We start from the raw sequence: 26,456 nt of genomic DNA on the forward strand, positions 1-26,456 counted from the left end.
CGCTTTCCATAAATCCAAACAACACCGGCACGTGTGTTGAAGCACGCTACACTCTTTGTCACATGACTATGCGCTATACGTGCGGTCTTCCAACGGCAGGGAATCAAATTCGGCATTAATCATCTCAAGAAGGATCTTTTCTGCGCGATTCATGCTGCGTTTGGCGTTGGTCAGCATATGAATATCCACGGCGGGCAACGATTTAAACGGGGGCACCTGCCAAAGCAGACCTGATTCCACATCCTTGCGGGCCACATGTACTGGCAGGGTTCCAATTCCGATATTGGCGACGATCATACGGCGGACTTCTGGCAGGTTGGACGATAGCCCTTTGGGATCGGCGCGCATGCCCAACCGCCGTCGCAGATGAGCAACGCCAGACAGGGGACCGTCGATTTCATCGGTGTGAAAAGACACCGCATCTTCGTTTTTAAGCTCGGATGGGTCGATATCGTCGCGGCCATAGAGGCGATGCCGCGGACCACAGAACAATCCGAAATATTCACGGTAGAGGTGGCGCGCCTCCAGACCCGCAGGCTGCTCATAAAACAGGCAAACGCCAAAAGTGACGCGATTTTGCTGAAGGTGGGTCATCACATCGGCGCTGCCCATGGTCGAAATTGTGTAACTCACACGCGGATAAAGCTCGTTAAACCGCGCTAGAACGGCGTCAAAATGCGGGGAAACAACGTGGCTTGCCACCGCGATACTGATCTGGCCCGTCACTTCATCATCAAGGCTGCTCATCAAATCCGGCAATTGCGAAACCGCACCAAAAATCGAACTGGCCTCCGCGTAAAGGACTTCGCCCAAAGGCGTAACGCTGAAATGTCGGGGCGAGCGGTTCACCAGTTTGCGCCCAACAATATCCTCGAGTCGTTTCAGTGCCGCACTGATCGTCGGCTGCTTCAAGCCCAGAAAATGTGCCGCAGGTGTGATTCCCCCCTCATCCACGACGACCATGAAAGTCCGCAGCAAATTCCAATCCAAGTTCCAAGGAAAGCGTTGTGCATTTAATTTAATCATAGAAGCCATCTATTTTAGGAATTGGAATTATCTATTTGCTCTATGCGACGGTACGGCGCAACCTGTGTTTCATAACGCCTTTCAACTGCGGCCCCTCGGGCACAGGAACAAGAGGCACAAAAACAACAGGGAGAACAGGAATGATGAATACACTGAACATTCTGCGCCGGAACGTCTTGATGGGATCAGTCGCACTGATGGGTTTAAGCTTTGCGCCGTTGGCAGCGAGCGCGGATGAACTTGCCGATATTCAAGAACGCGGTACGCTCAAGATTGCAATGAGCGGCCAGTATCCACCGTTCAACTTTGTAAACGAACAAAACGAAGTGGTTGGCTTTGACCCCGCGATCGGCACTGAAATCGCCAAGCGCATGGGGCTTGAAGTTGAGATCATTACAACCGCATGGGATGGCATCATTGGCGGCCTTCTTGCCAGCAAATACGACGCAGTCGTCGGCTCCATGTCGATCACCGAAGAGCGCGACAAAGTGATCGATTTTGTCGGTCCCTATTACAGCACCAAACGGGCGATCTTTACCAAATCAGGTTCCGACATCACCACTGTCGCAGATTTGGATGATGCGAAAGTCGGCGTAACGCTCGGCGAGACACATGAGCAATGGGCCCGCGATCAAGGCTATAACATAAATACTTACAAAGGCTTACCCGAATTGCTTCTTGAGCTGGACAATGGCCGTGTGGACGCCATCGTGAATGACTCTATTCCAGTTATGCTCGCGATGAAGGCCGGTCAGTATGATCTGGCAACCATCAACGATCCAGATGCCGAACCAATTGGCGCGGGTATCGCGATCCGTGAAGGCAACCCAGACCTCGCCGCCGCCATGCAAAAAGCGCTGGACGAGATGATGGCAGACGGCACTTACCTCGCGATTGCCGAAGAATGGGTCGGCGGCGACATTCGCTAAACCCAAAGTATCAACCAGCCTGCCGGTCAATTCCGGCAGGCCCTTTTCCCTGCTTCGAGGACTGCTTTCGTGACAACGACTTACGGCCATTTGACGTGGGAAGACGTGCGCGATGCCGACAAGGATCGCGTGGTTATCCTCAATGTATCAGCGACTGAGGATCACGGCCCCCACATGCCGCTTGATACCGATACGGTGCTGGGCATGGCCGTGGCCGAAGGAGTCGCCAAAGCCGCGCCGGACGAGGTTTTCGTCATGCCGCCCGTGGCTTACGGGTTTAACGAGCATCACAAAGATTTCCCCGGTGTTATCTGGATTCAGCCCGAAACCCTGATCGCCTTCGTTTGCGACATCACAAAATCGCTGGCTCATCACGGGTTTCGCCGTATCCTGCTACTGAATTCGCATGGCTCGAACCATTCGGTTCTGGACCTTGCCGCGCGCAAAACGGTGATCGAAACGGGGATTATCTGTGTCTCGGCTTCCTACTGGAACCTTATGTCGGCGCGGATCAACGAGGTGCGCAAGTCCGAAATTGGCGGAATTGCCCATGCGGGTGAATTTGAGGCCGCGATGTACATGCATTTGCATCCGGAGCGTGTGCATATCGAAAAATCGGTGCCGCAAAACCTGCACAATCCCGACAGTAAATTCTTTAACCTCGATCTTGCCGGAACTGGCGGCGGGGCGATGTTAATGCGCTGGTGGTCCGAAGTGTCGCCAGACGGCACCATGGGCGACCCGACCGTCGCCACCCCCGAGACGGGCAAGCGTTTTCTGGACGCGGCGATTGAGGAAACCACAGCCTTAATCCGCGAAATTCGTGCGTTGCCGATCCTGCCGCGTCAAGACCATCACTGAGTTGAAAGGCTAAAGATTTGGACATCGACCTCATCCTGCGTGTCTACCCGTTCTTCCTCGAAGCGGCGCTGGTCACGATAGAACTTTCAATCCTGACAGCCCTTCTGGGCCTCACTTGCGGAGCTTTTGGCGCGGCTGCGCGCCTGTCGCGACTGGCTGTGCTACGCTGGATCGCGGCGGCCTACGTCAGCGTCTTTCGCGGCACCCCTGCCCTCATCCAAATTTTCATCCTCTATTTTGGTGGCCCCCAGATCGGCATTCAGCTTGACTCATTTGCGGCCGGCACCATCGCGCTGGGGGTCAACATCGGCGCCTATATGACCGAAACCATCCGCGGCGCCATCGTATCCGTCGACAAGGGCCAGACCGAGGCCGCGCGCACCTTGGGCATGAGCCGCAGCGAAACGATGCGCAAAATCATCTTGCCACAGGCCGCGCGCATGATGATCCGCCCACTGGGTGTAAACATCAACGCGCTCATCAAAGGCACCGCGCTGGTAGCCCCAATTTCGGTGATCGAGCTGACCTATACCGCGCAACGCTTCATCGGCTCCACCTACAAACCCTTCGAGATGTTCTTCCTTTCTGGCCTTCTTTATATGGTGATTATCTATGTGGTCGGTCAGGGCATCAACTGGCTCGACCGTCGGGCGCAGATCGTATGAGTAGCGTAAACACAATAACAGGAGGCCGTCATGGGGCTTGATTTTTCAGTCGTACCCAGCTACTTCGGCTTGCTCCTAATGGGGGCTGGTTGGACCGTCGCGATCACCATTTGTGCAGGCATCCTCAGCTTTGTCGGCGGCATCGTTTTTGCCGTTATCGCCCTCTACAGCCATTGGACCCTGCGCCTGCCCGTCCGCGCCTTCGTGTGGCTCTTCATGGGCACGCCACTTTTGCTGCAACTGTTCTTGATCTATTTCGGCCTGATCCAGGTCGGCATCGACCTGCCCGCTTTCTTGGCTGGGGTCATCGGGTTGGGGCTGCACTTTGCCGTCTATAATTCCGAATTGATACAGGTTTCGATCCTCGCGGTGGACAAGGGCCAATATGAAGGCGCGCGCACCCTTGGCCTATCGCGCGGCCAGACCCTGCGCCGTGTCGTGATTCCGCAAGCGGTACACGCCGTCATCCCACCGATGGGCAACAACATGATCGCGCTTCTGAAGGACTCGGCACTGGTGTCGGTGATCGGGGTTATGGAACTCACGCTTGCGGCTCAACAGGCCATCAGCCGCACCTACCGCCCGTTCGAATTCTACCTCGCAGCGGCTTTTTGCTACTACATTATTAACCTCGCGTTAGAGGCGGGATTGCGCCGCCTTGAACGCCGCATCGCCGCTTCGCGCTGAGACAGGAGAGTCCGATGACCAAACAAGCCTTCGTCACCATTAAAAACGCGGCCAAAAGCTACGGCAAACTTGAGGTGCTCAAGGATATCAACCTCACGGTTGAGCGCGGCCAGATCGTCGCCATTATCGGTCCTTCGGGGTCTGGGAAGTCGACGTTGCTGCGCGCGATCAACGAACTTGATCCGCTCTCGTCGGGCGAAGTCTGGCTTGAGGATGTGCAAATCAACAAGAAGCTGCCCCATCGCCAATATGAGGCCCACGTCAATCAAGTACGCCAGAATATCGGCATGGTTTTCCAACACTTCAACCTGTTCCCGCATCTTACTGTGCGAGGCAACATCACGCTCGCTCCGCGTATGCTCAAAGGGCTATCGCTGGAGGAGGCCAACAAGCTTGCCGAAGAACAGCTTGCCAAAGTCGGCCTGTTGGAAAAAATCGACGAGTACCCCTCACGGCTTTCTGGCGGTCAAAAACAGCGCGTGGCGATTGCGCGGGCTTTGGCGATGCAACCCAAGGTGATGCTGTTTGACGAGGCGACTTCGGCGCTTGACCCTGAACTGGTCGAAGAGGTCAATCTGGTGATGAAGCAACTGGCCGAAGAGCACATGACCATGATCATCGTGACCCATGAAATGGATTTCGCGGCCTCGGTTTGTGATCGCGTGTTGTTTATGGACCAAGGGGTGGTGGTCGAAGAAGGCCCTCCCTCGGTGATATTTAAAAACCCCGAACATGAGCGCACCCGCAATTTTCTCCGCAAACACCTTAGTCGTTGAAGGCAGGCCCCACATGAGCAATCTGTTCTATCAGACCAAAGCGCCCCGCCCCACGCTCGCCCGCGCCGAAGGCATCTATATGTGGGACACCTCCGGCAAGCGTTATATCGATGGCTCATCGGGTGCGATGGTCAGCAACATTGGGCATTCAAACCCTGCGGTTCTGGCGGCGATGCGGGCGCAAATGGACAAATCCACCTTCGGCTACAGACTGCATTTCCAAACCGACGCCAGCGAAGCATTGGCGGATAAGGTCGCGAGCCTGACCCCCAAAGGGCTGGACCGCGTTTTCTTTGTTTCGGGCGGCTCAGAAGCTGTAGAAAGCACGCTGAAACTGGCGCGCCAATATGCGCTCACTCAACGGCAGGCGCAGCGCACAAAGGTTATTTCGCGCTATCCGAGCTATCATGGCTCCACACTTGGGGCGCTCGCGATTACGGGCTATGCGCCAATGACCGCGCCGTTTGATCCGATGATGCATGCGATGCCGAAAATCCCCGCGCCCCGCGCCTATCTTGACGGGCTCGATCCTACGGATACGGCAACTGGGCTGCATTATGCCAATATGTTGGAGGCCAAAATCCTTGAGGAAGGCCCCGCGACAATTCTTGCCTTTATCGTCGAACCCATCGGCGGCGCGTCAACCGGCGCCTTGGTGCCGCCTGCAGGTTATATGCAACGCATCCGCCAGATTTGCGACCAATACGGCGTCTTGCTCATCCACGACGAAGTGATGACGGGCGGCGGGCGCACGGGGCGCTTTTTTGGCGCGGATCACTGGGACGTAACGCCCGATATCATTGCCCTCTCCAAAGGATTTGGCGCGGGATACGTGCCCCTTGGCGCGATGATCGCGCGCAATGACATCGTTGAGGCGGTGATGAATGGCGGCGGTTTTATCCACGGCTATACCTACGCCGGAAACCCTTTGGCCTGCGCCGCAGGACTGGCCGTTTTGAACGAAATCGAACTGCACAGCTTGACCGAGAATGCGGCACAAATGGGCGACGCACTTAAAACCCGCCTTGAGGCGATGATGCAACGCTATCCCGTCATTGGCGATGTGCGCGGAAAAGGGTTGCTGCTGGCGTTTGAACTGATGGCGGATCGCGCCACCAAAGAGCCCCTGCCCGCCGCATTTAATGCCCACAGCCGACTGGTAGATATCGCCTATGACAAGGGTTTGATCATCTATTCCCGCCGCACCCGTGGCGGTATTGCGGGCGATCATTTCCTTGTCTGCCCCCCAATGATCGTGACCGAACCGCAACTCGATGAAATTACCGATATACTGGATCAATCGATGCAACAGTTGATGGCAGAGATGCCCAATTCAGTCGATCCAACGTCATAAAGGAAAGTCCAAATGTCAAAAATCATTATCACCTGTGCCATCACAGGCTCCATCCACACGCCTTCCATGTCGCCCTATTTGCCAATCACGGCTGACGAGATCACCGAACATTCTATGGAAGCGGCCGAGGCAGGGGCGGCGATTTTGCATCTTCATGCCCGCGACCCAGAAGACGGGCGCCCGTCTGCACAGCCCGCACACTTTCGCCCATTTCTGACCCGCCTCAAGCAAAACTGCGACGCGGTTTTGAACATCACGACCGGTGGCAATGCGAATATGACGCTGGACGAACGCCTCGCAGCCCCCCTCGCAGCAGAACCAGAGATGTGTTCGCTCAACATGGGCTCGATGAATTTCGCGTTGTATCCGGCAGCCGCGCGGATCACCGACTGGAAGTTCGCTTGGGAAAAACCCTTTCTGGAAAACTCCGACGATCTGGTGTTCAAAAATACGCCGCGTGACATTGCCCACGTCCTAACGGTAATGGGCCAAGAACGCGGCGCGCAGTTTGAGTTTGAATGCTATGACGTCAGCCATTTGTACATGCTGCGCCACTTTGTCGACCGTGGATTGGTCAAGGCGCCGTTATTCATCCAATTCGTGTTCGGCGTTTTGGGTGGAATTGGTGCTGACCCCGAAAACCTGATCCATATGAAGCGGATTGCCGACAAACTGTTTGGCGACACTTACACCTTTTCAGTGCTGGCCGCCGGACGGCACCAAATGCCCCTGATTACCATGTCGGCGGCGATGGGCGGACATGTACGCGTCGGACTTGAGGACAGCCTAATGATTTCGCGCGGAAAATTGGCCAAAACCAACGCCGAACAAGTGAGCAAAATCCGTCGCATCGTCGAAGACCTTGGGCGCGAGGTTGCCACCCCAACCGAGGCGCGCGCAATGCTCGCCCTCAAGGGCAGCGATAGAACGGCCATTTAGGCTCTTCTACTCCGCTAGCGAAAAATCGGCGGCAACGCGCGAAAACAATAATTTTGGACGACTTCGGGCAAACGCCCAGAAAGGCGAGACATGAAAGCCATCTTTGACGAGCGCCAATGGAAACATGATCCAAAGCATTTCCTGCTCAACGGCAAGCTATCGCCCAACCCCGAACAACCTGAGCGGATCAAAGTTCTGCACGCAGGCGCCCAAGCCGCAGGCTGCGATTTCGAGGCCCCAAAGGACGCAGGCCTCGGCCCGATTGCGGCAATTCATTCGCCCGAATACCTGAGCTTCTTGCAAACCATCTATGACCGCTGGCAGAAGATTGACGGCGCAGGCGACGAGGTGATCCCCAAAATCCACCCCGCTAACCGCTCCGACAGCTATCCTGAGTCCGCCGAAGGTCAGTCCGGATTCCATCAGGTTGACGGCTCCTGCCCCATTGCTTCGGGAACGTGGGAGGCCGCTTATTGGTCTGCCCAATCCGCAGTGACGGGGGCCGATGCGATGCTGGGCGGTGCCCGCGCGACCTATGTGCTTTCGCGCCCCCCCGGTCACCATGCCTTTGGCGATCTCGCGGGCGGATTTTGTTTTCTCAACAACTCGGCTATCGCGGCGGAACGCTTGCGCCTTGGGGGTATGCGGCCCGCGATTTTGGATATCGATGTGCATCACGGCAATGGCACACAGGGCATTTTCTATGAGCGCAACGATGTTTTGACCGTATCAACCCACGCTGATCCCGCGCGATTTTACCCCTTCTTCTGGGGCCATGCCCACGAACGCGGCGCGGGAGCGGGCTTGGGCTACAACCTCAATATCCCCCTTGCGCGCGGCACCAATGATGACGAATTCCTAGCGGCGCTGGAAACGGCGCTGACCCGCGTGCGCGCCTTTGGGGCAGATGTGGTGGTTATCGCCCTTGGGCTGGACACCTATATCGGTGATCCCTTCAAGGGGTTCGCCGTGACGACGCCCGGATTTGCACGCATCGGCGCGGCGCTAGCAGAATTAAATCTCCCGACGCTCTTTGTTCAAGAGGGCGGCTATCTGTGCGACGAGTTGGGCCACAACCTAACGAGCATATTGAATGGATTTCAAAACAAATGACCCAGCCTGATATCATCGTCATCGGTGGCGGCATTGCCGGGGCCAGCGCGGCCGCGATGTTGGCCAAAGACGCGCGTGTTGTGTTGATTGAGGCCGAGCCACAGCTTGGCTATCATTCCACGGGTCGTTCTGCGGCGATCTTTATCCGCAACTATGGCAACGCGGTTTTGCGCGCGTTGAATGCCGCCTCCGCTCCTGTTCTGGAAACGCCGAGCGAGATGTGGGACACCTCCTTATTATCCCCACGCGGCCAAATGCTTATCGCGCAAGAGAGCGAAACAGCGGTGCTGGAGGCCTACTCCGAGGGAGCGACGGGCCTTGAACGTTTAACCGCCGCCGAGGCCGTCGCCCTTGTGCCCATTCTCAGACCCGAACGGATCGCGGCTGCGGTAATCGAGTGGGACGCACAGGATATTGACGTGGATCGCATGCTTCAAGGCTATGCGCGCCTGTTGCGCGACCGCGGCGGCGAAACCGTGACGGGCGCCCCCGTAACAGGCATCACCCGCAGCAAGGGCAGTTGGCAGGTGACGACCCAAAACGGCACATGGTCTGCACCCATCGTTATAAACGCCGCAGGCGCATGGGCAGATATCGTCGCGCGCATGGCGGGACTGGCCCCAATTGGGTTGATGCCAATGCGCCGCTCTGCGGTCTTGTTAAAAGCGCCCGACGGGCACAAAATCGACAACTGGCCCCTGTTCGCATCGGCATCCGAAAGCTGGTATGCTAAACCCGACGCGGGGTGTTTGTTTGTTTCACCAGCCGATGAAGACCCCGTAGAACCACACGACGCGTGGCCCGATGACATGGTGCTTGCCGAAGGTTTGGACCGATTTGAGCAGGCCGTCACCATTCCCATCACACGCCCTACTCATAGCTGGGCGGGCTTGCGCAACTTCGTGGCCGACCGAACCCCCGTTGTCGGCTTTGATCCCACAGCGGAGGGCTTTTTCTGGCTCGCGGGGCAAGGCGGATACGGCGTTCAAACGGCCCCCGCACTTGCTACAATTTGCGCCGCACAATGCCTAGAACTTCGGTCGCCAATGAACGATAACATCCTCGACGCCCTCTCCCCGGACCGATTCCGGACAACATAAAGGAACTATTAGAATGAGCACGATTACACGCCACCATGGCGGCCCAAGAATGAGCCAAATCGTTACCCATAACGGCACAGTTTATTTGGCTGGTCAGGTCGGAAAACCAACAGACGATGTCGCCCAACAGACAAAATCCTGTCTCGAGCAAATCGACACGCTTTTGGCTGAAGCGGGTTCCGATAAAACGCGCATGCTTCAGGTTGTCATCTGGTTGGCAGACATGTCCGATTTCGCCGCGATGAATGCGGTTTGGGATACTTGGGTGCCAGAAGGGCATACACCTGCCCGCGCCACTGGCGAAGCGAAGCTGGCTACGCCAGACCATTTGGTCGAATTCATCGTCACGGCCGCACAAAACTAAGAGCACACCCGAAGGCAACGGCGTCTCACGTGGAGGAGACGCCGTTGCCCCTAAAGTCAGGCACCCCCATCGAGCCAAATCGGATTAGACCAAGCACGCTTTCCGTTTTCATCGATAACCGTGACGCGAACCCATGGTGAATCTTTCAGGCGGCTCAATGACAGGGTTTCGCCAGTCATTTCATGACCATGCAGGGTTGCCGTTGACGTGCCTTTTCCTTGAATCACGATCGTCGCTGCCGCAGAGCAATCGACGTCAACACCACCTTCAATGAAGCGTATATCGTGAATTTCGGGCCCCGTGCTTGAATAATATGCGCCCGCCTTTAGAGATGTCAAAAGCGCTTCGGGCGTATTTTCCTCCGCCTTGACCATGACCCAGCCCCCAAAATGATCCGGTGTGTTGAAATGGGCATCATCAGCGGCAATCAGATTAAGGCGACGTCCTTGGTTCAAAAGATGTTCTAAAATCAAGAACCCCTCGCCGCGATCATTATCAACAACGCAGCCGTAATTGTAAGCTTCGACGGCATGGGCCGCCGTGATCGAGCGCGCATCGGCCTCTGACATTCCCGACCAATGCGGATGTGCAATGGCCACGAATGCGCCAGCGTCACGGGCACGTTGCGCAATGCTTGCCGCGGCTTCCGACCCAGCCACCGATTGAAAGTGCGGTGCATGTGGCGCGGTAAAATCAGCGGGAAGACCGATGCCCAACAGGTGCCACAAATTGCCGTTTTCCATCGTACCGGTGTGCATCTCTGCCCCAATAAGAGTCGTGAAGTCGGCGTTGCGACACTCTGTGGTGTCCGTAATAGGGTAATCGAAAAGTCCAACGAAATGGTCCGTCAAGGCGATGAAATCATAGCCTTGCGCCTGATATCTTCGGCAGACCTCCTGAGGGGAATGAATGCCGTCTGATCCGGTGGAATGAGTGTGTAAGTTCCCGCGAAGGAACCGACCAGGCGTTGTGAAAAAGCTTGTTTGCATGATTTTGGCTTTCAAAGTCTATTTGTGGTCAACGCGGATGGGAAAGGACTATCCCCCTTCAAGCAGAGGATTGAACCAAAAAATATCCGTTATTCTATCGGTGCGTAAAAGGCCTCTGTGCGGTTGGTTACTTCGGCCCATAACCGGTCGCCATAGGAGAAATGCCACCATTCATCAGGATAATTCACCATTCCCGTGGCCTCCATCGCCGCCACAAGCATGTCGCGATTTTTACGGAGTTCAGGCGAGACCGGCCAGTTGGTCGGAGCCACCCCCGAGAGCCCTTTCATGGCACCGCCGAACTCCAATTCTGTGCGATCTCCACGCGCCAGTTTTACATCAACGGCCGCCCCTGCTTGATGCCCGCTGCCAAAACCATCGGGTGGAGAAACCCAACGTGCAGCCTCGGTATAGACCTGTGCATCACTCCAGTCGGGGTTGTTTTGGGTAATGTTGGCAAGAACCGGTTTCCACAATTCCCACTGTCGGGTGCGGGTGCGGAAGGCGTCGAACACCATGAGGCACAGCCCGTCCGGCAAGGCTTCGGCGCAAGCGACGACCTTATCGCGCACAGCGCGTCTTATGCGCCAATCATCCGTTTCCAATGGATTTAGGAACAAGCGGTCCGTCTCGACAAATGTCACCAAATCAACGGGATTTTCGCATTCAGTTACTGTGATCATATTGTTAGATCCTTTGGTCCGCATCTCAGGCGTAAAATGGCTACAAAATCTGGCTCAGAAATTGCTGTGTGCGTTCATGTTCGGGATTTTCAAAAAACGCCTCGGGGTTGTTGCGTTCGACAATGTCGCCTGCGTCCATGAAAATCACTTCGTCTGCGATTGTCCGTGCAAAGCCCATTTCATGCGTGACCACGATCATCGTCATGCCTGTATCGGCAAGGTCGACCATCACATCGAGCACCTCTTTGATCATTTCCGGATCCAACGCCGAGGTCGGTTCGTCAAACAGCATAATCTTTGGATTCATGCACAGGCTGCGAGCAATCGCGACGCGTTGCTGTTGTCCACCGGACAGTTGGCCGGGGTATTTATCCGCTTGTTCTGGGATTTTAACCCGCTCCAAATAGGTCATCGCAGTTTCGATCGCATCAGACTTGCTCATCTTGCGAGTCCAAATCGGCCCAAGGGTTAGGTTTTCCAGAATGCTCATATGCGGAAACAGGTTGAAATTTTGGAACACCATGCCGACCTCTGTGCGGATATGTTCTAAGTTTTTCAAGTTCTTACCTAGTTTGATTCCATCAACGATGATGTCGCCTTCTTGGTGCTCTTCGAGCGCATTGATGCAGCGAATAAGCGTCGATTTACCAGACCCCGAGGGGCCACAAACGACGATCCGCTCGCCCTTATGCACCGTCAAATCGATATCTTTGAGAACATGAAACGCGCTGTACCATTTATTCATCTTTGCGATTTCGATGATGACTTCGGTCGAGGCGGCCGACTTAAGGTGAGCCTGAGAAAGTTTGTTTGTCATGGGGAATTCCTTAGCTCGCGGATCAATGCTGGTCACCGGCTGAGAGTTTCGTTTCCAGATGGCGGCTATATTTTGACATCGAGAAGCACAGAACAAAGAACAACATCGCCCCAAAAATCAGGGGTTCTTTGTGAAGGCCCAGCCACGGAATGTCCTTGCTGATGGAGCGCAACATCCCAAGGATGTCGAACAATCCGATGATCGACACCAACGTGGTGTCTTTCAGCAAACTGATAAAGGTTCCTACGATATTGGGAATCATATACTTGAGCGCTTGAGGCATGATGACCAGCCCAGTTGTGCGCCAATAGCCAAGCCCGACGGTATGGGCGGCCTCGTATTGCCCACTCGGGATTGCCTGAAGCCCAGCGCGCACGGTTTCGGCCATATAGCAGGCGTTAAACAGAACAACCGCGATGATGACCTGCACCAGCTTATTCAGAACAAAACCCTCTGGCATGAACAGTGGGAACATCGTTGTGGCCATAAACAACACGCTAATCAGCGGCACAGAGCGAAAGACTTCGATGAAACCCGTGCAAAGGACACGGACCACCGTAAGTTTGCTGCGACGCCCCAGCGCGAGGAGTATCCCTCCGGGCAAGGACGAGGCGATCCCGATGCCCGCAATCACCATGGTTAGGAATAGCCCACCCCATTGGGTCCAACTGACCGTTTCCGCCGTCCATTGCATTTGCCATATAAACACCGCGACAAAGACAAGGAGGAAAAAGGAAAGCAATAAATTGCGCTGGGGACGGTCTGGCGCTTTGGCCTTTCCGAGAATTTGCAACAGAAACTCTTTTAGGGAGGCGCGTGTCGTTATCCCTATGAGCATGTTTGAAGTATTCGCGATCAGCGCAACGATAGCGCCACTCACCATGAGCTGGGTCAACAGGCCTTTTTCGCCGCCCGCAAACAAGTAGCCCGCTAGGAAGGGGTAAAACACAACCACTCCGGCGCCGATCAAGACTTTGCCTTTGACACGGCTCATCCACAACGGGGCCATCCACAGGACAAGCAAAACTGCTCCGAGATTGATCCGCCAAATCTGTTCCCGCGGGTAGCGACCGTAAAAGATGTTGTCGAACCAGTCGATAACTCCGGCCCAGCAAGCGCCTGTAAGGCTATTTTCAAAGCACTCGCGCCGACTGTCTGCGATAAATGTCGCGTCCGTCACGCCCCACGTCCAGAGGCCCGTGACCGTGATGTAAACAAGGTAGGCCGTGACCACAGTCAGAATCGCATTGAACCAAGAACTGAACAGGTTTTTGTGCATCCAGCCGATTATTGAGCGTTCGGCAAGAGGGGCGGCTCTGTCTGGCGTTTTTGTTGGGGTAATTATAGCCATATCAACGTTCCACCAGCTGTACACGTTTGTTATAGATGTTCAGGAGGCCGGAAATCGACAGGCTGATGACCATATAGAACGCCATCGTCATCCCGACCAACTCCACGGCATGGCCAATTTGGTTCAGCGTGGTCTGCATAAAGAGGGAAACGATATCGGCATAGCCAATGGCGATGGCCAACGACGAATTTTTCACCGTGGTCATCCATTGCGAAATCATGGGTGGCACAATTGCGGGCATCGCTTGTGGGATGACAACCATGGCCATAACCCGACCAGGTTTTAGGCCAATCGAAAGGGCTGCTTCCTTCTGCCCCTTACTCACCGACAAGATACCGGCCCTTACGGCCTCGGCGATTTGCGCCGCGTGATAAATGCTCAGCGACACAATCAACGCGAGAAAGGCGGGAGGCAAGCTGGTTCCGCCAGTAAAATTGAAGCCCTGAAGCGTTGGCATATCCCAGCTAAGTGGTCTGCCCGTTAGGAGAAATACGGCACTCGGCAGCAAAACCAACAATCCAAGCGAATGAATAAGCGTTTTGGTTTGCTTGCCGCTGCTCTCTTGCAATTTGCGCGCACGACGTCGCAATATATATACGCCCGCAAGCGCAACGCCGAGTGCAAGAAGGGTCATCCAGAACAGCCCGCCGATAATAGGCGTCGCCATATAAAGCCCACGATTGTTCAGGAGCAGCATCTTGGCACCCAATGAAAGGTCAATCGTTTGCTTGACCGCGGGTAACACAGCAAACACACCAATATACCAAAACACGATCTGGATCAGCAGCGGCGTGTTGCGGAAGATTTCAACAAATGACAGGGCGACCTTTGACACCAGCCAGTTATTTGACAACCGCAAAACGCCCACCAAAAACCCCAAAGCTGTACTGAGAATGATTGCCATAAAGGATACGAGCAAGGTATTGAGCGCCCCGATCACAAAGATCCGGCCATAAGTTCCCTTGCCCGGCGCATAGTCTATCAGTTTGAAATCAATATCAAAACCGGCCGACGTGTTCAAAAAACCAAAGCCCGTGCTCATGCCGCGCGCTTGAAGGTTTTGGGAGGTGTTGGTGATAAGATACCACATCAACAAGCCAAACAACCCAGCGGTAACAAGTTGGTAAAAGACGGAACGAACGCGTGCGTCGTGGAAAAAGTCGAAGGTCTCTTTCGGCTTGGCGCGCTTTAAACCCGTCTTTGGTGCGGCGTTGTTCATGTGTGTCCCCGTTGCGGTTTCTGCAATCTTTTTTGTTAGAAGTGGGTATGGAAGTAGGAGGGGACGCCGATGAAATCCACCGGAGTCCCCCTCTATTTATTAGCGCATGGGGGGCGAATACATTAACCCGCCATCCGTCCAAAGCGCGTTAAGCGTACCGGCACGGTCGATCCCGATGCCCAGCTCGCCGCCGCCCATGTAGGCCTCATAAAGTTCGCCGTAATTGCCGACCTGTTTGATGATGTTGTAGGCCCAATCAGGCTCTAGTCCTAAACCTTCGTTCAGATTGCCTTCGGCTCCCAGCATGCGAAGAACATTTGGGTCTGTCGACGTGGCCAGCATTTCATCGACGTTAGCTTGGGTAATGCCCAATTCTTCGGCGTTGATCAGCGCGAAAACGCTCCAGCGCACGATATCGGCCCATTGGTTGTCGCCATGACGTACCGCAGGCGCAAGCGGCTCTTTTGACAGGGTTTCAGGCAAGATCATGTGATCAGAAGGAACTGGGAAAGACGCGATATTGCCTGCCATCGAGGATTTGTCACCCGTCACCGCATCACAGCCACCATTCAGGTAGGTATCGTCGCGAACGTTGAAGTCTTCAAAGGTAACGTTTGAGATGCCAAGGTCGTTGGTGCGGCTGAAGTCCGTTAAATTCAACTCGTTAGTGGTACCGGTGGTCACGCAAACCTTGGCGCCTTTCAGCTCCAGCGCACTGGTAATGCCGCTATCGCGACGAACGGTAAAGCCCTGTCCATCATAGAAGTTGGGCGGCAGAAAATCGATGCCCAACTGGGTGTCACGGGACAGCGTCCATGTGGCGGTACGCGACAACATATCGCTTTCGCCATTTGCCAATGCAGTAAACCGCGCTTGGCTCGACACCGACTGGATTTCCACTTTTGTGGCATCGCCGAATACGGCGGCAGCGACGGCTTTGCACATCGCAACGTCAAGCCCGTACCAAACGCCTTCACTGTCGAGATTGTAATATCCTGCCGACGGCGGCCCAACCTGGCAGCGCAGATTTCCGCGCTCTTTGACTATTTCCAAAGTGCTCTCAGCCGAGGCAACAGATGCGCCCATTACGGCAACTGTGCTTAGAGCTGCAAGCGTCACAATTTGAGATTTTCGTTTCATTCCGTATTCTCCGAGTTGGTTGCGTTTTGTTGGACTGTATTGGCGTTACGGCAAAGCCGTCCAATGCCGATGTCAGCGCGCCTCATGCAGGAAACGCATCGACCCATGACGCAATGCAGTAATGTTATGGAAATGAAGAAGCCCGCCATGCCGCATGACGCGCGCATTCCGCAAGATCCTTAGGAAAGTTAGGCCTTGTTAGGATTAAGCCGCAGACCCTACCTGCTTCTCAAGTAAGGCCCGCCAGAACGCGGCGACTTTTGGTTCGTTGAAATCCTTGCAACGATAGATATTGATGTCGACAATAATGTCATCGGCAATACCTGCGGCGCGCACAAGGCGCCCATTCGCCAAGTCATCTGCGACCATAAAGCGGGGTATCCAAGCAACACCATAGCCCTCAACCGCCATGGCTTTCACGCTTGTCGCGATGCAGGCTTCATAGACCGTCGTGAACGTTAAATCGCCATAGTGTTTCTCAAGATGCCCCGCGACTGGCCAGAGGGAGAGCGACGACGCGGTATGAAGATAGGGGACCGAATCCGTCGGCCTGTCCGGCAGCCACCAAAGCGGCGCGCCAGTGGCATCAGGGGCGACGACTGGCACCAAGGCCTCCTGCCCCAACGTGAGCGAGGTAAACTTTTTGGGGTCGCTGTAAAACCCTGCGTTTGGATTCTCATAGGAGATAAACAGGTCCACAACGTTTTCTTCAAGCCCTACAAGATACTGCGGAATTGTTTCAAAATCGGTGCGCACAACAAACTGATCGGTGTCAATAAACGGCTGAAGGTCTTTTAGCCACGCGGGCATGAAATACTGGGCCAGTGTGCTGAGCGTCGAGAACCGGATTTTCTGTTTCTCAAGCGATACTTTGGCCAAAATGTCTTCGCGCGAGTGATAGGCGGCGCTGACGATTGTCTGAGCGACAACAACGAAAGTTGCCCCAGCATCCGTTAGACATGCAGGCTGGCTTTTTCGGTCAACCAAGCAGGTTCCAACCCACGCCTCAAGCGCCTGAATTCTGCGGCTGAATGCTGGTTGCGAGACGTTACGTTGCTCGGCTGCGATGCGAAAATTGCCACTGGCCGCAAGTGCCAAAAGATCTTCCAGCCATTTAATTTCCAAGAAATTACCTTCTTTCCGCTGGATGCTCTGCTTAACTTATAGCGTTCCCTCAAACGGACCTTAGCGCGTTTTGTACGACAAGAACATGACACACTGGCAATGCGAATTTCAATCGGCGTTGCGACCAGACCCAATGCGCGATTTGTCGATGATGAAGGCCTCAACTGCGGCAAGATCATTCTCGATCAGACTTAGGATTTCCGGATTCTGCGCTCTTTGCGTGGCCCAATCGGGCACGCTTACCGACTGCCCCGTTGCCTTATACACTGTATCAGGGAATTTGGCGGGATGCGCGGTCGCAAGGGTGACCATTGGCGTGGTCTGATCAACAGCTTGCTCTGCAACGCGCATTGCCACCGCCGTGTGCGGGTCCGCAAGGTATCCTGACCGATTGTAAACCTCGCCCATCATTTCTAGGGTTTGGGCCTGACTGGCGGAACCTGCACTAAAAAGTTCCGTCACAAAGCGATGCGCGCTTTCAGGGAGCGCATAATCCCCGTTGTCTTTCAAATCCGACATGAGATTTTTAACAACACTCGGGTCTCGCCCAACAGCGTCAAACAAAAGGCGCTCAAAATTTGATGAGATCTGAATATCCATCGACGGCGTGATGGTAACTTCAACCTCGGCGAGTGTGTAGGAACCGCTCGCCAGCGTGCGGCTCAGGATATCGTTTTCGTTGGTCGCAATCACTAGCCGATCAATACCCAACCCCATTTGTTTTGCCACATACCCCGCAAAGATATCGCCAAAATTTCCGGTCGGAACGGTGAAGGATACATCGCGATCTGGCGCACCTAAGGCAGCGGCGGCCGTGAAATAATACACCGTTTGGGCCATGACCCGCCCCCAGTTGATCGAATTCACAGCAGACAATTGCACCGCATCCCGAAACCCGTGGTCCGCAAACATTGCTTTGACCATGCTTTGGCAGTCATCAAACGATCCGTCGATTGCGATTGCATGGGCGTTTGCGGCGCCAATGGTCGTCATTTGCCGACGCTGAACATCCGAAACCTTGCCACTCGGAAACATAAAGAATGTGTCGATCCCTTCGCAGTCTTTGAAGGCCTCAAGCGCGGCGCCACCTGTGTCGCCAGACGTTGCACCGACAATGGTAAGACGCCGCCCTTGCTCGGTTAAAATGTGGTCCATCAACTTGGCCAGAATTTGCATCGCAACATCTTTAAAGGCGAGGGTCGGACCATGGAATAACTCCAGCACCCAGCTATCCGCACCGGTTTGCACCAAAGGAACCACCGCAGGATGATGAAACGTAGCATAGGCTTCATCGATCATTTTGCGCAGAAGTGCGTCTTCGATCTCCCCGTCGACAAAGGCACTGATGATGTGGAATGCAACGTCCGTATACGGCATGCCTCGAAACGACCGTATTTTCTCGGCACTGAACTTCGGCCAGTGTTGGGGAACATAAAGACCTCCGTCCTCTGCAAGCCCCACAAGTAAGGCTTCTTTAAACGTCAGTATTGGTGCGCTTCCGCGCGTGCTGATATAGTCCATATCCCTACCCTTTTCGGAAAATGTTAGGAGGCGGTCCAGTCGAGGACTACTTTTCCACTTGAACCTGCCTTCATGGTTTCAAAGCCGGTTCTAAACTCATCAACAGGAAAGCGATGCGTGATGACGCGGCTCACATCAAGCCCGCTTTGCAACATCGCAATCATCTTGTGCCATGTCTCAAATATCTCACGGCCATAGACGCCCTTAATAGTGATTGCTTTGAACACGATGCGAGACCAATCGAAGGGCGCTTTGCTAGATGGAATGCCCAAAAGCGCGATGCGCCCGCCCATGACCATGGCGTCTACCATTTGGTCCAACGCGGCCTGATTTCCAGACATTTCCATCCCAACATCAAAGCCTTGGCGCATTTTTAGCCGCGTAATGACGTCCTTCAGGTCCTCAGTTGCCGCGTTCACCGGCACCACATCTGCGACCTTCTCAGCCAAGGCGAGCCGATCCGAATTTATGTCGGTAATAACGATATTGCGCGCGCCCGCATGACGGGCAACCGCCGCGGCCATGATGCCAATGGGGCCCGCACCAGTTATCAAGACGTCTTCACCCGACAAATCAAAAGACAGCGCAGTGTGCACAGCATTGCCTAACGGGTCGAGAATGGCACCGATATCATCGCTGATATCATCCGGAAGGGGTACAACATTGAAGGCGGGCAAACATAGGTATTCCGCAAACGCGCCTTGCACATTCACGCCAATGCCGCGCGTACTGGGATCAAGGTGGAACTTGCCCGCCCGCGATTGGCGGCTGTTTTTGCCTATCAGATGCCCCTCGCCAGAGCATCTTTGCCCAAGCTCAAGGTCCGAGACGTTTTTGCCCAGTTCAACGATCTCACCGGCAAATTCATGCCCTGTAATCATGGGGACTGGCACTGTTTTTCGCGCCCATTCATCCCAATTCCAAATATGAATATCAGTACCGCAAATTCCGGTCTTTTTAATCCGGATCAGAACGTCGTCTGGGCCAATTTCAGGCACGGCGTGGCGTTCCATCCACAAGCCTTGTTCCGGCTTTGCTTTCACCAGTGCCTTCATGAGATTTGTCATGCCAATACTCCTGTCGCGCGCCCTGCCTTCTTAAAGGCCTCCAGCGAAAAATCGAGGTCGTCACGCGTTAAGGCACTGCTCATCTGTGTGCGAATGCGCGCCTGCCCTTTGGGCACGACCGGAAAAAAGAAACCTGCAACATAGACACCGTTATCATTTAGGTGCGCCGCCATATCTTGGGCAAGCTGGGCCTCCCCGAGCATCACAGGAATGATCGGGTGTGTGCCCGGAAGGAGGTTAAATCCAAGCGATGTGAGGCCTGCGCGCCAGTAGTCGGCGTTTTCAAACAACTTGGCCCTGAGGTCAGCCCCCTCCTCGACGATCCGCAAGGCTTCGATCCCCGCAGCAACAATCGCAGGCGGCAGCGAATTGGAGAATAGGTAGGGGCGTGCCCGTTGCCGCAACAGGTCAACGACCTGCTGTGGTCCCGCAATGTAACCGCCCAGTGCGCCGCCAAGCGCCTTACCAAGCGTACCTGTCAGGATATCCACATCGACACCGAAATGCGATGGCGTCCCCGCGCCGTCAGGCCCCATGAACCCAGTGGAATGGCAATCATCCACCATCACCAGCGCGCCATAACGTTCGGCAAGCGTCACAATCTCGGGAAGCTTGGCAAGATAGCCATCCATGGAAAACACACCATCCGTCGCGATCATGATAAACCGAGCACCGTCGCTTTGCGCTTGTTTAAGCTGCGCCTCTAAGTCCCCCATATCGGAATTGGCGTAGCGATAGCGTTTTGCTTTGCAGAGGCGCACCCCGTCGATGATCGAAGCGTGGTTCAGGCTATCGGATATGATCGCGTCATCAGCAGTAAGAAGGGGTTCAAACAAGCCGCCATTCGCGTCAAAACAAGCCGCGAAAAGGATGGCGTCCTCTTTGCCAAGAAACTTGGCGAGCTTCTGTTCAAGTTCACGGTGAATGTCCTGCGTGCCACAAATAAAGCGCACCGAGGCCATGCCATATCCGTGGCTATCCATCGCCGCTTTGGCGGCGGATATCAGTCGGGCGTCGTCGGCTAATCCCAGATAGTTGTTTGCACATAGGTTCACCATGCGGGTCGGGCCTTTTCCGGAATGCCCTACTGTGATGGTGCCGCTCTGGGGAGAGAGGATTTCGCGCTCGCGCTTCATCAAGCCTTCTGCTTGAATGGTTTCCAGAGTTGTGGTGATGTAGTCTAAGAATTGGCTCGTCATGTGCGCGTCTCCCTTATAGCGGATCAATATCCATTATACGGGATGAATTGTCAATATACCGGATTATTTTGCAACACTCCAAAACTTAGGCGTTTTTTACCACCAATATTGCCCGAGACTTTTCGGGCGCGCGAATGGCGTGTTCCTTATCCGCCACGTAGCGAATTGTATCCCCTGCTGTCACGTTTTCGCTTTGATCATCCGTCGTCACTTCCAAGCGTCCCTCAAGCACGGTTAGGGATTCCACACAGCCCGCTTTGTGGGGGGAGCTATCCAGGCTCGCGCCCTTTTCGAAATGAATATCATATACTTCGGTGTCGCCAACATCTTCTGGCGCACTCAGTATTCGGATTAAGCAGCGCGCGGTTTTGTTGTGAATAACGGGCGTACTTTCGCCCCGCACCACATCAAGGATGGGACCGATTGTGCTACTTTTCTCATCGAGCAGTTCCGCAAAATCAACGTTCAAAGCACGCGTGAGGTTCCAAAGGCTCGCAACCGTCGGGCTGGATTCACCGCGTTCGATTTGGGACAGCATAGATCGGGATACACCAGAAAGTTTGGCCAATGCATCCAGACTCAATCCCTTCTCCTTGCGCTCATCTTTGAGACGACTCGCCAAACGGAGTGTAATTTCGTGATTTGACGACATTTTCAGAATGCCTCTCGCAGTAAAGGTTTTAGACAACTCATTCGCGTGGATTACTCGCCATATTAATGCATTCTTGGGGCGAGCGAAACCTGAAGCGAGCCTCGTGTCTACTGCCCCACCCTTAAATTGTCATCCTGCCTTTACCCCTTAACCAAAGAATTGCGCTATTTTGAGCGCGTGGCTTCTGAGGGATTGACCTCACTCTGGTTAAAAATTGCCGAGGAGAAAATTTCTTCAAATGATGCGTCGAGTAAAGACGCCAAGTGCTGGCAAGGCGCATTCAGATTTCGGTCCGCCAACCATCCATGTGAGTTATTCGCTCACATCACCCCAAAAGTCTCGAAGGCTTCACTGGTCGACATGCCCTGTCGAATGGCCTTTGCCACTTCATTTTCGGTAGAGACTTTTTCCAATGCGGCGGCGATGGCCTCATCTTCAACTTGCGCAGGAATAATGATGACCCCTTCATCATCCGCAACGATCAGATCACCGGAATGGACAAGAACGCCCTCGATGGAAATCGGAACACGATAGTCGACGACTTTCCCGCGCACACCTTGATCCTGAGCGTAGGAACCACGCGAGAATACCGAAAATTCCAGATTTTTAATTTCATCACAATCTCTGATGAAGCCATTCAAAATCGCGCCCGCGGCCTTAAGATAAGTTGCACGTGTCGACATTAATCCGCCCCAAAGCGCGTAGTCAAAGGAAGCGCCCGTTGCGATGTAAATTTCGCCCTCTTTGAGATCATCCAAAGCTTCGAACAAAAGGCCAAAAGGTCGGTCGGATAATGGTCCTCGTCCTGAACCTGCTGGATAGTCGGCCTCCAGCACAGTCATCGCCCGTCCAATGAGTTTTTTACCCGGAACGAGGGGTTTGATCGGCTGTGGCAGGAATTGATTTCTATAGCCCAAAACATCCAAAACGTCGCCGATAACCGCGGTGAACAACCGATCTTCAATTTCTTTAAACTTTTTAAAATCACTCATTTCAAACTCCAAAACTAAAAACCTGTCGCGCCGCCGCCATCCACTAGGATAACTTGGCCCGTAACATATTTGGCGGCCGCCGAGGCAAGAAAGGCACATGACCAACCGATATCTTCAGGATCGCCAAGCTTGCCCATTGGGATACGGCTCAGGATCTTGGTTTGGCGGGCGGCATCGCCTTTGGTCGCCGCCCTGTAAAGCTCTGTGTCGATCCATCCGGGAGCGACCCCGTTCACGCGAATTCCACGGCCCGCAAATTCAGCGGACAATGCCCGAACGACGCCATTAATCGCGGTTTTTGAAATAGTATAGCCCGACACCATCGGCTGGCCGATATAGGCCGTCATGGAAGAGGTAAACAGGATTGACCCCTCCCGCCCCTCCGCCAACATTTGCTTGATAATGGCGCGGGTAAGTTCTAGCGCGCCGCGCACATGGACGTCGAACACGCTGTCGAAATCCTCCAGAGAGGACTCCTCAAACGGCTTTTTTACCGTATTTCCCGCATTATTCACCAAAATATCGACGGGGCCAAAGCGGGTTGCGAGAGTTTGTGCGAAGGCAGCAATCGTGTCAGTTTTCTCCAAGTCCAGAGGCAGGGAGCAGCATCCGTGCCCGATGTCTTTGCATGCGAGTTCAAGAACCTCCGCACGGCGTCCGGCGATAATGACCTTTGCGCCAGCCTGTGCGAGGCAGGTGGCGATCGCCTTACCAAGCCCCGTGCCGCCGCCCGTGACCAACGCAGTTCGTCCTTTAAGGCTGTAAATTCTCTCAAGCGAACTGGTGCTGGTCATTTCAGCCATCTGCCAGATTAATCATTACTTTGAAGGTCTTGTTGCGATTGGCCTCCCAATATTCGAAAGCCAGATCGGCCTCTGCCCATGCGAATACGCGCGAAATCAAACTTGAGGCCAGTTCCTCTTGACCAGAGATAAAGGCGATAACAGCGTCAAAATCCGTGCGCGTGGCGTTGCGGGAGCCAAGGATGTCGAGCTCTTTGAGGTTGAACAAGGATGTGTTGTAGCTGACTTCTGATTTGGCATAGCCGACATAGACAACGCGCCCAGAGAAACAGACCAAATCAATCGCCGCGCGGAAAGTTTCGGGAAGCCCGACGGCCTCGACCACGACATCCGCTCCGTTGCCATTTGTTAGCGTGGCTAGGGCTTTTTCCAGATCTTCTTTCGTCGGGTTGATCACATGATCGACGCCGAGCTTAAGAAGGGGTGCGTGTTTTTCTTCGCTCACTTCAACAGCAATAACCCGCGCGCCGCGCGCCTTTGCGCCAAGCATCGCGCCAACGCCGATCATGCCGCCCCCCAACACAACGACAGTATCCTTGGCGCTTACTCGACCACGGGCGACGGCATGAAAGCCAACAGACAGCGGCTCCACCAAGGCAAGATGCGCAGGTTGCATTTGGTCATTTCGGATCAAACGGTCATGGTGGACCACAATGCTGGTCGACATCCCGCCGTCTTTTTGAACCCCAAGTGTTTCGTTATATTTGCACGCGTTTTCGCGGCCATTCAGGCAGGAAGAGCATTTACCACAGGTCGAATAGGGGATGACAATGACCGATGCGCCGTTGGAAAATTCAATGGGGACCTCGGAACCTGCAGAGCGAATGACACCGCCAATTTCGTGCCCCGGGATTCTGGGTAATTTTGAGAGGGGGTTGGTGCCACGAAATGTGTTCAAATCGCTCCCACACAGCCCCACATGCTTAACATCAATCAGCACTTCATCCGCTTTGGGTTGGGGCGCGTCGATTTCACGAAACCCGGCCTGTCCAATTTTTTCGATTACCAAAGCTCTCATGACGTGACCTAATTCCCAATGACTTAAAATGGAGTGGGCGCCCAAAATCCTTCTGGGCGCCCGATTTTCAGAGTTATTTAAATTCTGCAACGTTGTCGGACGTGATCAAAATTCCGTCGATTGGCGTAAACGCTGGAACTTCTTCGCCTTTGATCAGACCAATAACATTGGCAACAGCTTCAGCGCCCATCCGGACGTTGTCTTGCTTGATAGTAGCGCTTTGCTCGTTGGCTTCGATGGAGGCCAAGTTGGCAGGGTTGCCGTCAAATCCAACGATGACCAGATCGTCCAATTTTCCAAGCTCGTTTGCTGCGGAAACCGCGGCAAGTGCGCCTGGGTCCCATGCGCCGAAAATCGCACGGATATCTGGGTTGGATTGCAAGAAGTTGATTGTGGTTTCATACGCACAAGCGTCCTGCCAATCGCAGATTTGGAAGATAACTTCGTGGCCCGCAGCTTCGGCAGCCGTAAGAACACCGTCGCGACGTGCGTTACCAGTTTGGTGCCCCGCTGAACCGCCAAGGATCAAAACAGACCCTTCACCAATATTGTTAACGATATATTCACCGGCAATTCCAGCCGCTGCCAAGTTGTCCGTTTGAACGAGGCTCTTAACGTGCTCATGCTCAATTCCGGTATCAACAGCAACGACGGGAATGCCTTTTTTCGCAGCCATATCAAGGGATGCATCAAAGGCGCGGTTATCAACTGCACCAATAATGATACCGTCGACGCCCATATTGATAGCGCGATCTACGGCGTCTTTTTGAGCTGCGGCATCGGGGGAAGAGGCTGTCATGTCGATCAGCTCAACGCCCATTTCTTTTGCTGTCGCCGCTGCGGAATTCGCAACTCCGATCCAGAAGGTATTGTCCGTAGAATAGCCCGTATAGGCAATTTTAAGATCGGCAGCGATGGCCGCACTGGACATTGCCGCCGTCAGTGTTGCGGCAGTTACGAGGCCTTTTAGGGTTGTTCGTTTCATAGTTGTCCTCCGTTGGATTGAATGCCCATATCGGGCGAGATTGTGTCCAAAACCTCCTCAGCTTTGGATGCAAATTCTTGATGCCGAATTATCGCGTCTGGCGTCTCCAGACGTCCCAGTAAACGGCGAGAATGATGATGGCGCCGATGGCGATCCGCTGAACAGATGTCCCAACGCCCATGTAAGCGAGGCCCACAATGATGGTCTGCATGATCAGCATCCCGATGATGGTCTTGCCAACACCGCCGCGTCCACCAAACAGGCTGGTGCCGCCAATAACCACCGCCGCGATTGCGAATAGCTCGTAGCTTTGACCGCGGGCTGGCATCGCAAAATTGAGTTTGGACACTTCCAAGATCGCTGCGGTTGCCGCCATCAAGCCACCGATCATGTAGTAATAAATACGGCTTTTGGCGACATTCACACCAGACAGGCGGGCGACCTCTTCGTTGCCACCAATTGCAAAAGCGTGGTTTCCAAGGCGGGTTTTGGTTAGGAAAAGGCCCGTCAGAAGAGCAGCCCCAAACATGATGAACATGGGCACCGCATAGCCAGAGCCAAGCAGTTGAAACTGATCGGGGAAGCGCGACAAATCGCGTCCGCTGGCTAGAATTTCCGCAACGCCTTTATAGGCGGTAAGGCCTCCGAGTGTCACAATGAACGCGGGAACACGGGTGACGACTTGCAGGATGCCATTCAACGCCCCAAGGGCAACACCCGTCAAAAGGCCTAGGCCGACGGCAACGATGACTGGCAGGTTGTATTCCGCAAGTAGAATGCCAACAACGACGCCCACAACGGCAAAAATCGAACCAACAGACAGGTCAAGCCCGCCCGAGATCAACACAACCGTCGTGCCACACGCCAAGATCGCAAGGATTGAGGCTTGTCCGAAAATTGAGAGTAAGGTGTCGACGCTCCTAAACGGAGGCGAGAGGATAAAGAACACCATATAAATGAGCGCTAGAGCTGCAAGCACTTGCCAAATCTGCATGAATTGGTGCTTGAAGGCATCCCAATTTCCCGAATTTGCTGTTGGGGTCGTTATGGATGTTGAACTGTTTTCATTGGTCGTTGTCAT

27 protein-coding genes are annotated in these 26,456 nt (G+C 54.3%); 10 read left to right on the top strand and 17 right to left on the bottom strand.

Features of this window, described 5'->3' with window-relative positions; all coding sequences use genetic code 11:
• Positions 1-66: 66 nt before the first annotated feature.
• A complete protein-coding gene (locus tag AB9F29_RS07920) occupies positions 67-1,026 on the bottom strand; it encodes a LysR family transcriptional regulator (RefSeq protein ID WP_039003954.1) in 960 nt (319 codons plus the stop codon).
• Between the two features lie 140 nt (positions 1,027-1,166).
• On the opposite strand from AB9F29_RS07920, the gene AB9F29_RS07925 reads away from it, so the two are divergent.
• From AB9F29_RS07925 to AB9F29_RS07970, 10 genes are all read left to right on the top strand, one after another.
• Entirely contained in the window at positions 1,167-1,955 is a 789-nt protein-coding gene (locus tag AB9F29_RS07925; protein ID WP_236939921.1) for a transporter substrate-binding domain-containing protein, read from the top strand.
• Between the two features lie 69 nt (positions 1,956-2,024).
• Positions 2,025-2,816: a creatininase family protein gene (locus tag AB9F29_RS07930; protein WP_369755236.1), complete on the top strand. Its 792-nt coding sequence runs from the start codon at positions 2,025-2,027 to the stop codon at positions 2,814-2,816.
• Between the two features lie 17 nt (positions 2,817-2,833).
• Positions 2,834-3,481 carry an amino acid ABC transporter permease gene (locus tag AB9F29_RS07935; RefSeq protein ID WP_039003874.1) on the top strand — a complete coding sequence of 216 codons (648 nt, stop codon included), beginning with the start codon at positions 2,834-2,836 and terminating at the stop codon, positions 3,479-3,481.
• Positions 3,482-3,511: 30 nt separating this feature from the next.
• Positions 3,512-4,168: an amino acid ABC transporter permease gene (locus AB9F29_RS07940; protein ID WP_039003875.1), complete on the top strand. Its 657-nt coding sequence runs from the start codon at positions 3,512-3,514 to the stop codon at positions 4,166-4,168.
• 14 nt (positions 4,169-4,182) lie between these two features.
• Positions 4,183-4,944 (top strand): amino acid ABC transporter ATP-binding protein, encoded by a 762-nt coding sequence (locus tag AB9F29_RS07945; RefSeq protein ID WP_369755237.1) that lies wholly within the window; start codon positions 4,183-4,185, stop codon positions 4,942-4,944.
• 13 nt (positions 4,945-4,957) lie between these two features.
• Positions 4,958-6,298 (top strand): aspartate aminotransferase family protein, encoded by a 1,341-nt coding sequence (locus AB9F29_RS07950; RefSeq protein WP_369755238.1) that lies wholly within the window; start codon positions 4,958-4,960, stop codon positions 6,296-6,298.
• A gap of 12 nt (positions 6,299-6,310) precedes the next feature.
• A complete protein-coding gene (locus tag AB9F29_RS07955; RefSeq protein ID WP_369755239.1) occupies positions 6,311-7,237 on the top strand; it encodes a 3-keto-5-aminohexanoate cleavage protein in 927 nt (308 codons plus the stop codon).
• 90 nt (positions 7,238-7,327) lie between these two features.
• On the top strand, positions 7,328-8,350 hold the full coding sequence (locus tag AB9F29_RS07960; RefSeq protein ID WP_369755240.1) for a histone deacetylase family protein: 1,023 nt from the start codon (positions 7,328-7,330) through the stop codon (positions 8,348-8,350).
• A complete protein-coding gene (locus AB9F29_RS07965; RefSeq protein WP_369755241.1) occupies positions 8,347-9,450 on the top strand; it encodes an NAD(P)/FAD-dependent oxidoreductase in 1,104 nt (367 codons plus the stop codon). The genes AB9F29_RS07960 and AB9F29_RS07965 overlap by 4 nt, the downstream gene beginning before the upstream one ends.
• Positions 9,451-9,463: 13 nt before the next feature.
• Positions 9,464-9,814, top strand: a complete 351-nt coding sequence (locus AB9F29_RS07970) for a RidA family protein (RefSeq protein WP_335583649.1) — start codon at positions 9,464-9,466, stop codon at positions 9,812-9,814.
• 56 nt (positions 9,815-9,870) lie between these two features.
• On the opposite strand, the gene AB9F29_RS07975 is transcribed toward AB9F29_RS07970, so the two are convergent.
• From AB9F29_RS07975 to AB9F29_RS08050, 16 genes are all read right to left on the bottom strand, one after another.
• Entirely contained in the window at positions 9,871-10,803 is a 933-nt protein-coding gene (locus tag AB9F29_RS07975; protein ID WP_369755242.1) for a CehA/McbA family metallohydrolase, read from the bottom strand.
• Between the two features lie 89 nt (positions 10,804-10,892).
• Positions 10,893-11,486 carry a M15 family metallopeptidase gene (locus AB9F29_RS07980; protein WP_369755243.1) on the bottom strand — a complete coding sequence of 198 codons (594 nt, stop codon included), beginning with the start codon at positions 11,484-11,486 and terminating at the stop codon, positions 10,893-10,895.
• A 40-nt stretch (positions 11,487-11,526) separates the two neighbouring features.
• Positions 11,527-12,303 (bottom strand): amino acid ABC transporter ATP-binding protein, encoded by a 777-nt coding sequence (locus AB9F29_RS07985; protein ID WP_369755244.1) that lies wholly within the window; start codon positions 12,301-12,303, stop codon positions 11,527-11,529.
• Positions 12,304-12,325: 22 nt separating this feature from the next.
• Positions 12,326-13,654, bottom strand: coding sequence for an amino acid ABC transporter permease (locus AB9F29_RS07990; protein ID WP_369755245.1), 1,329 nt, complete (start codon positions 13,652-13,654; stop codon positions 12,326-12,328).
• Between the two features lies 1 nt (position 13,655).
• Positions 13,656-14,873 carry an amino acid ABC transporter permease gene (locus AB9F29_RS07995; RefSeq protein WP_369755246.1) on the bottom strand — a complete coding sequence of 406 codons (1,218 nt, stop codon included), beginning with the start codon at positions 14,871-14,873 and terminating at the stop codon, positions 13,656-13,658.
• 99 nt (positions 14,874-14,972) lie between these two features.
• Positions 14,973-16,013 (bottom strand): amino acid ABC transporter substrate-binding protein, encoded by a 1,041-nt coding sequence (locus AB9F29_RS08000; RefSeq protein ID WP_039003887.1) that lies wholly within the window; start codon positions 16,011-16,013, stop codon positions 14,973-14,975.
• Positions 16,014-16,217: 204 nt separating this feature from the next.
• Positions 16,218-17,138, bottom strand: coding sequence for a LysR family transcriptional regulator (locus AB9F29_RS08005; RefSeq protein ID WP_369755247.1), 921 nt, complete (start codon positions 17,136-17,138; stop codon positions 16,218-16,220).
• Between the two features lie 108 nt (positions 17,139-17,246).
• A complete protein-coding gene (thrC, locus tag AB9F29_RS08010; protein ID WP_369755248.1) occupies positions 17,247-18,659 on the bottom strand; it encodes a threonine synthase in 1,413 nt (470 codons plus the stop codon).
• 23 nt (positions 18,660-18,682) lie between these two features.
• Positions 18,683-19,726, bottom strand: coding sequence for an L-threonine 3-dehydrogenase (gene tdh / locus AB9F29_RS08015; RefSeq protein WP_369755249.1), 1,044 nt, complete (start codon positions 19,724-19,726; stop codon positions 18,683-18,685).
• Positions 19,723-20,925: a glycine C-acetyltransferase gene (locus tag AB9F29_RS08020; RefSeq protein WP_369755250.1), complete on the bottom strand. Its 1,203-nt coding sequence runs from the start codon at positions 20,923-20,925 to the stop codon at positions 19,723-19,725. Before AB9F29_RS08020 ends, tdh begins: the two co-directional genes overlap by 4 nt.
• Before the next feature lie 85 nt (positions 20,926-21,010).
• Complete coding sequence (locus AB9F29_RS08025) at positions 21,011-21,577, bottom strand: helix-turn-helix domain-containing protein (RefSeq protein WP_039003891.1); 567 nt, start codon at positions 21,575-21,577, stop codon at positions 21,011-21,013.
• A gap of 320 nt (positions 21,578-21,897) precedes the next feature.
• Positions 21,898-22,569, bottom strand: a complete 672-nt coding sequence (locus tag AB9F29_RS08030) for an RraA family protein (RefSeq protein ID WP_369755251.1) — start codon at positions 22,567-22,569, stop codon at positions 21,898-21,900.
• A gap of 14 nt (positions 22,570-22,583) precedes the next feature.
• Complete coding sequence (locus AB9F29_RS08035) at positions 22,584-23,363, bottom strand: SDR family NAD(P)-dependent oxidoreductase (protein ID WP_369755252.1); 780 nt, start codon at positions 23,361-23,363, stop codon at positions 22,584-22,586.
• A 1-nt stretch (position 23,364) separates the two neighbouring features.
• Complete coding sequence (locus AB9F29_RS08040) at positions 23,365-24,390, bottom strand: zinc-binding alcohol dehydrogenase family protein (RefSeq protein ID WP_369755253.1); 1,026 nt, start codon at positions 24,388-24,390, stop codon at positions 23,365-23,367.
• Between the two features lie 73 nt (positions 24,391-24,463).
• On the bottom strand, positions 24,464-25,375 hold the full coding sequence (locus AB9F29_RS08045) for a sugar ABC transporter substrate-binding protein (RefSeq protein WP_335583664.1): 912 nt from the start codon (positions 25,373-25,375) through the stop codon (positions 24,464-24,466).
• 88 nt (positions 25,376-25,463) lie between these two features.
• Positions 25,464-26,456 (bottom strand): ABC transporter permease, encoded by a 993-nt coding sequence (locus AB9F29_RS08050; protein WP_335583665.1) that lies wholly within the window; start codon positions 26,454-26,456, stop codon positions 25,464-25,466.

The sequence above is a fragment of the Falsihalocynthiibacter sp. S25ZX9 genome (assembly GCF_041205405.1).
Classification (GTDB): domain Bacteria; phylum Pseudomonadota; class Alphaproteobacteria; order Rhodobacterales; family Rhodobacteraceae; genus Falsihalocynthiibacter; species Falsihalocynthiibacter arcticus.

Excerpts from the sequence above, each read along its gene's own strand:
- AB9F29_RS07920 (WP_039003954.1), bottom strand. The coding sequence starts at position 1,026 with ATGATTAAATTAAATGCACAACGCTTTCCTTGGAACTTGGATTGGAAT.
- AB9F29_RS07925 (WP_236939921.1), top strand. The coding sequence starts at position 1,167 with ATGATGAATACACTGAACATTCTGCGCCGGAACGTCTTGATGGGATCA.
- AB9F29_RS07940 (WP_039003875.1), top strand. The coding sequence starts at position 3,512 with ATGGGGCTTGATTTTTCAGTCGTACCCAGCTACTTCGGCTTGCTCCTA.
- AB9F29_RS07945 (WP_369755237.1), top strand. The coding sequence starts at position 4,183 with ATGACCAAACAAGCCTTCGTCACCATTAAAAACGCGGCCAAAAGCTAC.
- AB9F29_RS07950 (WP_369755238.1), top strand. The coding sequence starts at position 4,958 with ATGAGCAATCTGTTCTATCAGACCAAAGCGCCCCGCCCCACGCTCGCC.
- AB9F29_RS07955 (WP_369755239.1), top strand. The coding sequence starts at position 6,311 with ATGTCAAAAATCATTATCACCTGTGCCATCACAGGCTCCATCCACACG.
- AB9F29_RS07960 (WP_369755240.1), top strand. The coding sequence starts at position 7,328 with ATGAAAGCCATCTTTGACGAGCGCCAATGGAAACATGATCCAAAGCAT.
- AB9F29_RS07965 (WP_369755241.1), top strand. The coding sequence starts at position 8,347 with ATGACCCAGCCTGATATCATCGTCATCGGTGGCGGCATTGCCGGGGCC.
- AB9F29_RS07970 (WP_335583649.1), top strand. The coding sequence starts at position 9,464 with ATGAGCACGATTACACGCCACCATGGCGGCCCAAGAATGAGCCAAATC.
- AB9F29_RS07975 (WP_369755242.1), bottom strand. The coding sequence starts at position 10,803 with ATGCAAACAAGCTTTTTCACAACGCCTGGTCGGTTCCTTCGCGGGAAC.
- AB9F29_RS07980 (WP_369755243.1), bottom strand. The coding sequence starts at position 11,486 with ATGATCACAGTAACTGAATGCGAAAATCCCGTTGATTTGGTGACATTT.
- AB9F29_RS07985 (WP_369755244.1), bottom strand. The coding sequence starts at position 12,303 with ATGACAAACAAACTTTCTCAGGCTCACCTTAAGTCGGCCGCCTCGACC.
- AB9F29_RS07990 (WP_369755245.1), bottom strand. The coding sequence starts at position 13,654 with ATGGCTATAATTACCCCAACAAAAACGCCAGACAGAGCCGCCCCTCTT.
- AB9F29_RS07995 (WP_369755246.1), bottom strand. The coding sequence starts at position 14,873 with ATGAACAACGCCGCACCAAAGACGGGTTTAAAGCGCGCCAAGCCGAAA.
- AB9F29_RS08000 (WP_039003887.1), bottom strand. The coding sequence starts at position 16,013 with ATGAAACGAAAATCTCAAATTGTGACGCTTGCAGCTCTAAGCACAGTT.
- thrC (WP_369755248.1), bottom strand. The coding sequence starts at position 18,659 with ATGGACTATATCAGCACGCGCGGAAGCGCACCAATACTGACGTTTAAA.
- tdh (WP_369755249.1), bottom strand. The coding sequence starts at position 19,726 with ATGACAAATCTCATGAAGGCACTGGTGAAAGCAAAGCCGGAACAAGGC.
- AB9F29_RS08020 (WP_369755250.1), bottom strand. The coding sequence starts at position 20,925 with ATGACGAGCCAATTCTTAGACTACATCACCACAACTCTGGAAACCATT.
- AB9F29_RS08025 (WP_039003891.1), bottom strand. The coding sequence starts at position 21,577 with ATGTCGTCAAATCACGAAATTACACTCCGTTTGGCGAGTCGTCTCAAA.
- AB9F29_RS08030 (WP_369755251.1), bottom strand. The coding sequence starts at position 22,569 with ATGAGTGATTTTAAAAAGTTTAAAGAAATTGAAGATCGGTTGTTCACC.
- AB9F29_RS08035 (WP_369755252.1), bottom strand. The coding sequence starts at position 23,363 with ATGACCAGCACCAGTTCGCTTGAGAGAATTTACAGCCTTAAAGGACGA.
- AB9F29_RS08040 (WP_369755253.1), bottom strand. The coding sequence starts at position 24,390 with ATGAGAGCTTTGGTAATCGAAAAAATTGGACAGGCCGGGTTTCGTGAA.
- AB9F29_RS08045 (WP_335583664.1), bottom strand. The coding sequence starts at position 25,375 with ATGAAACGAACAACCCTAAAAGGCCTCGTAACTGCCGCAACACTGACG.
- AB9F29_RS08050 (WP_335583665.1), bottom strand. The coding sequence starts at position 26,456 with ATGACAACGACCAATGAAAACAGTTCAACATCCATAACGACCCCAACA.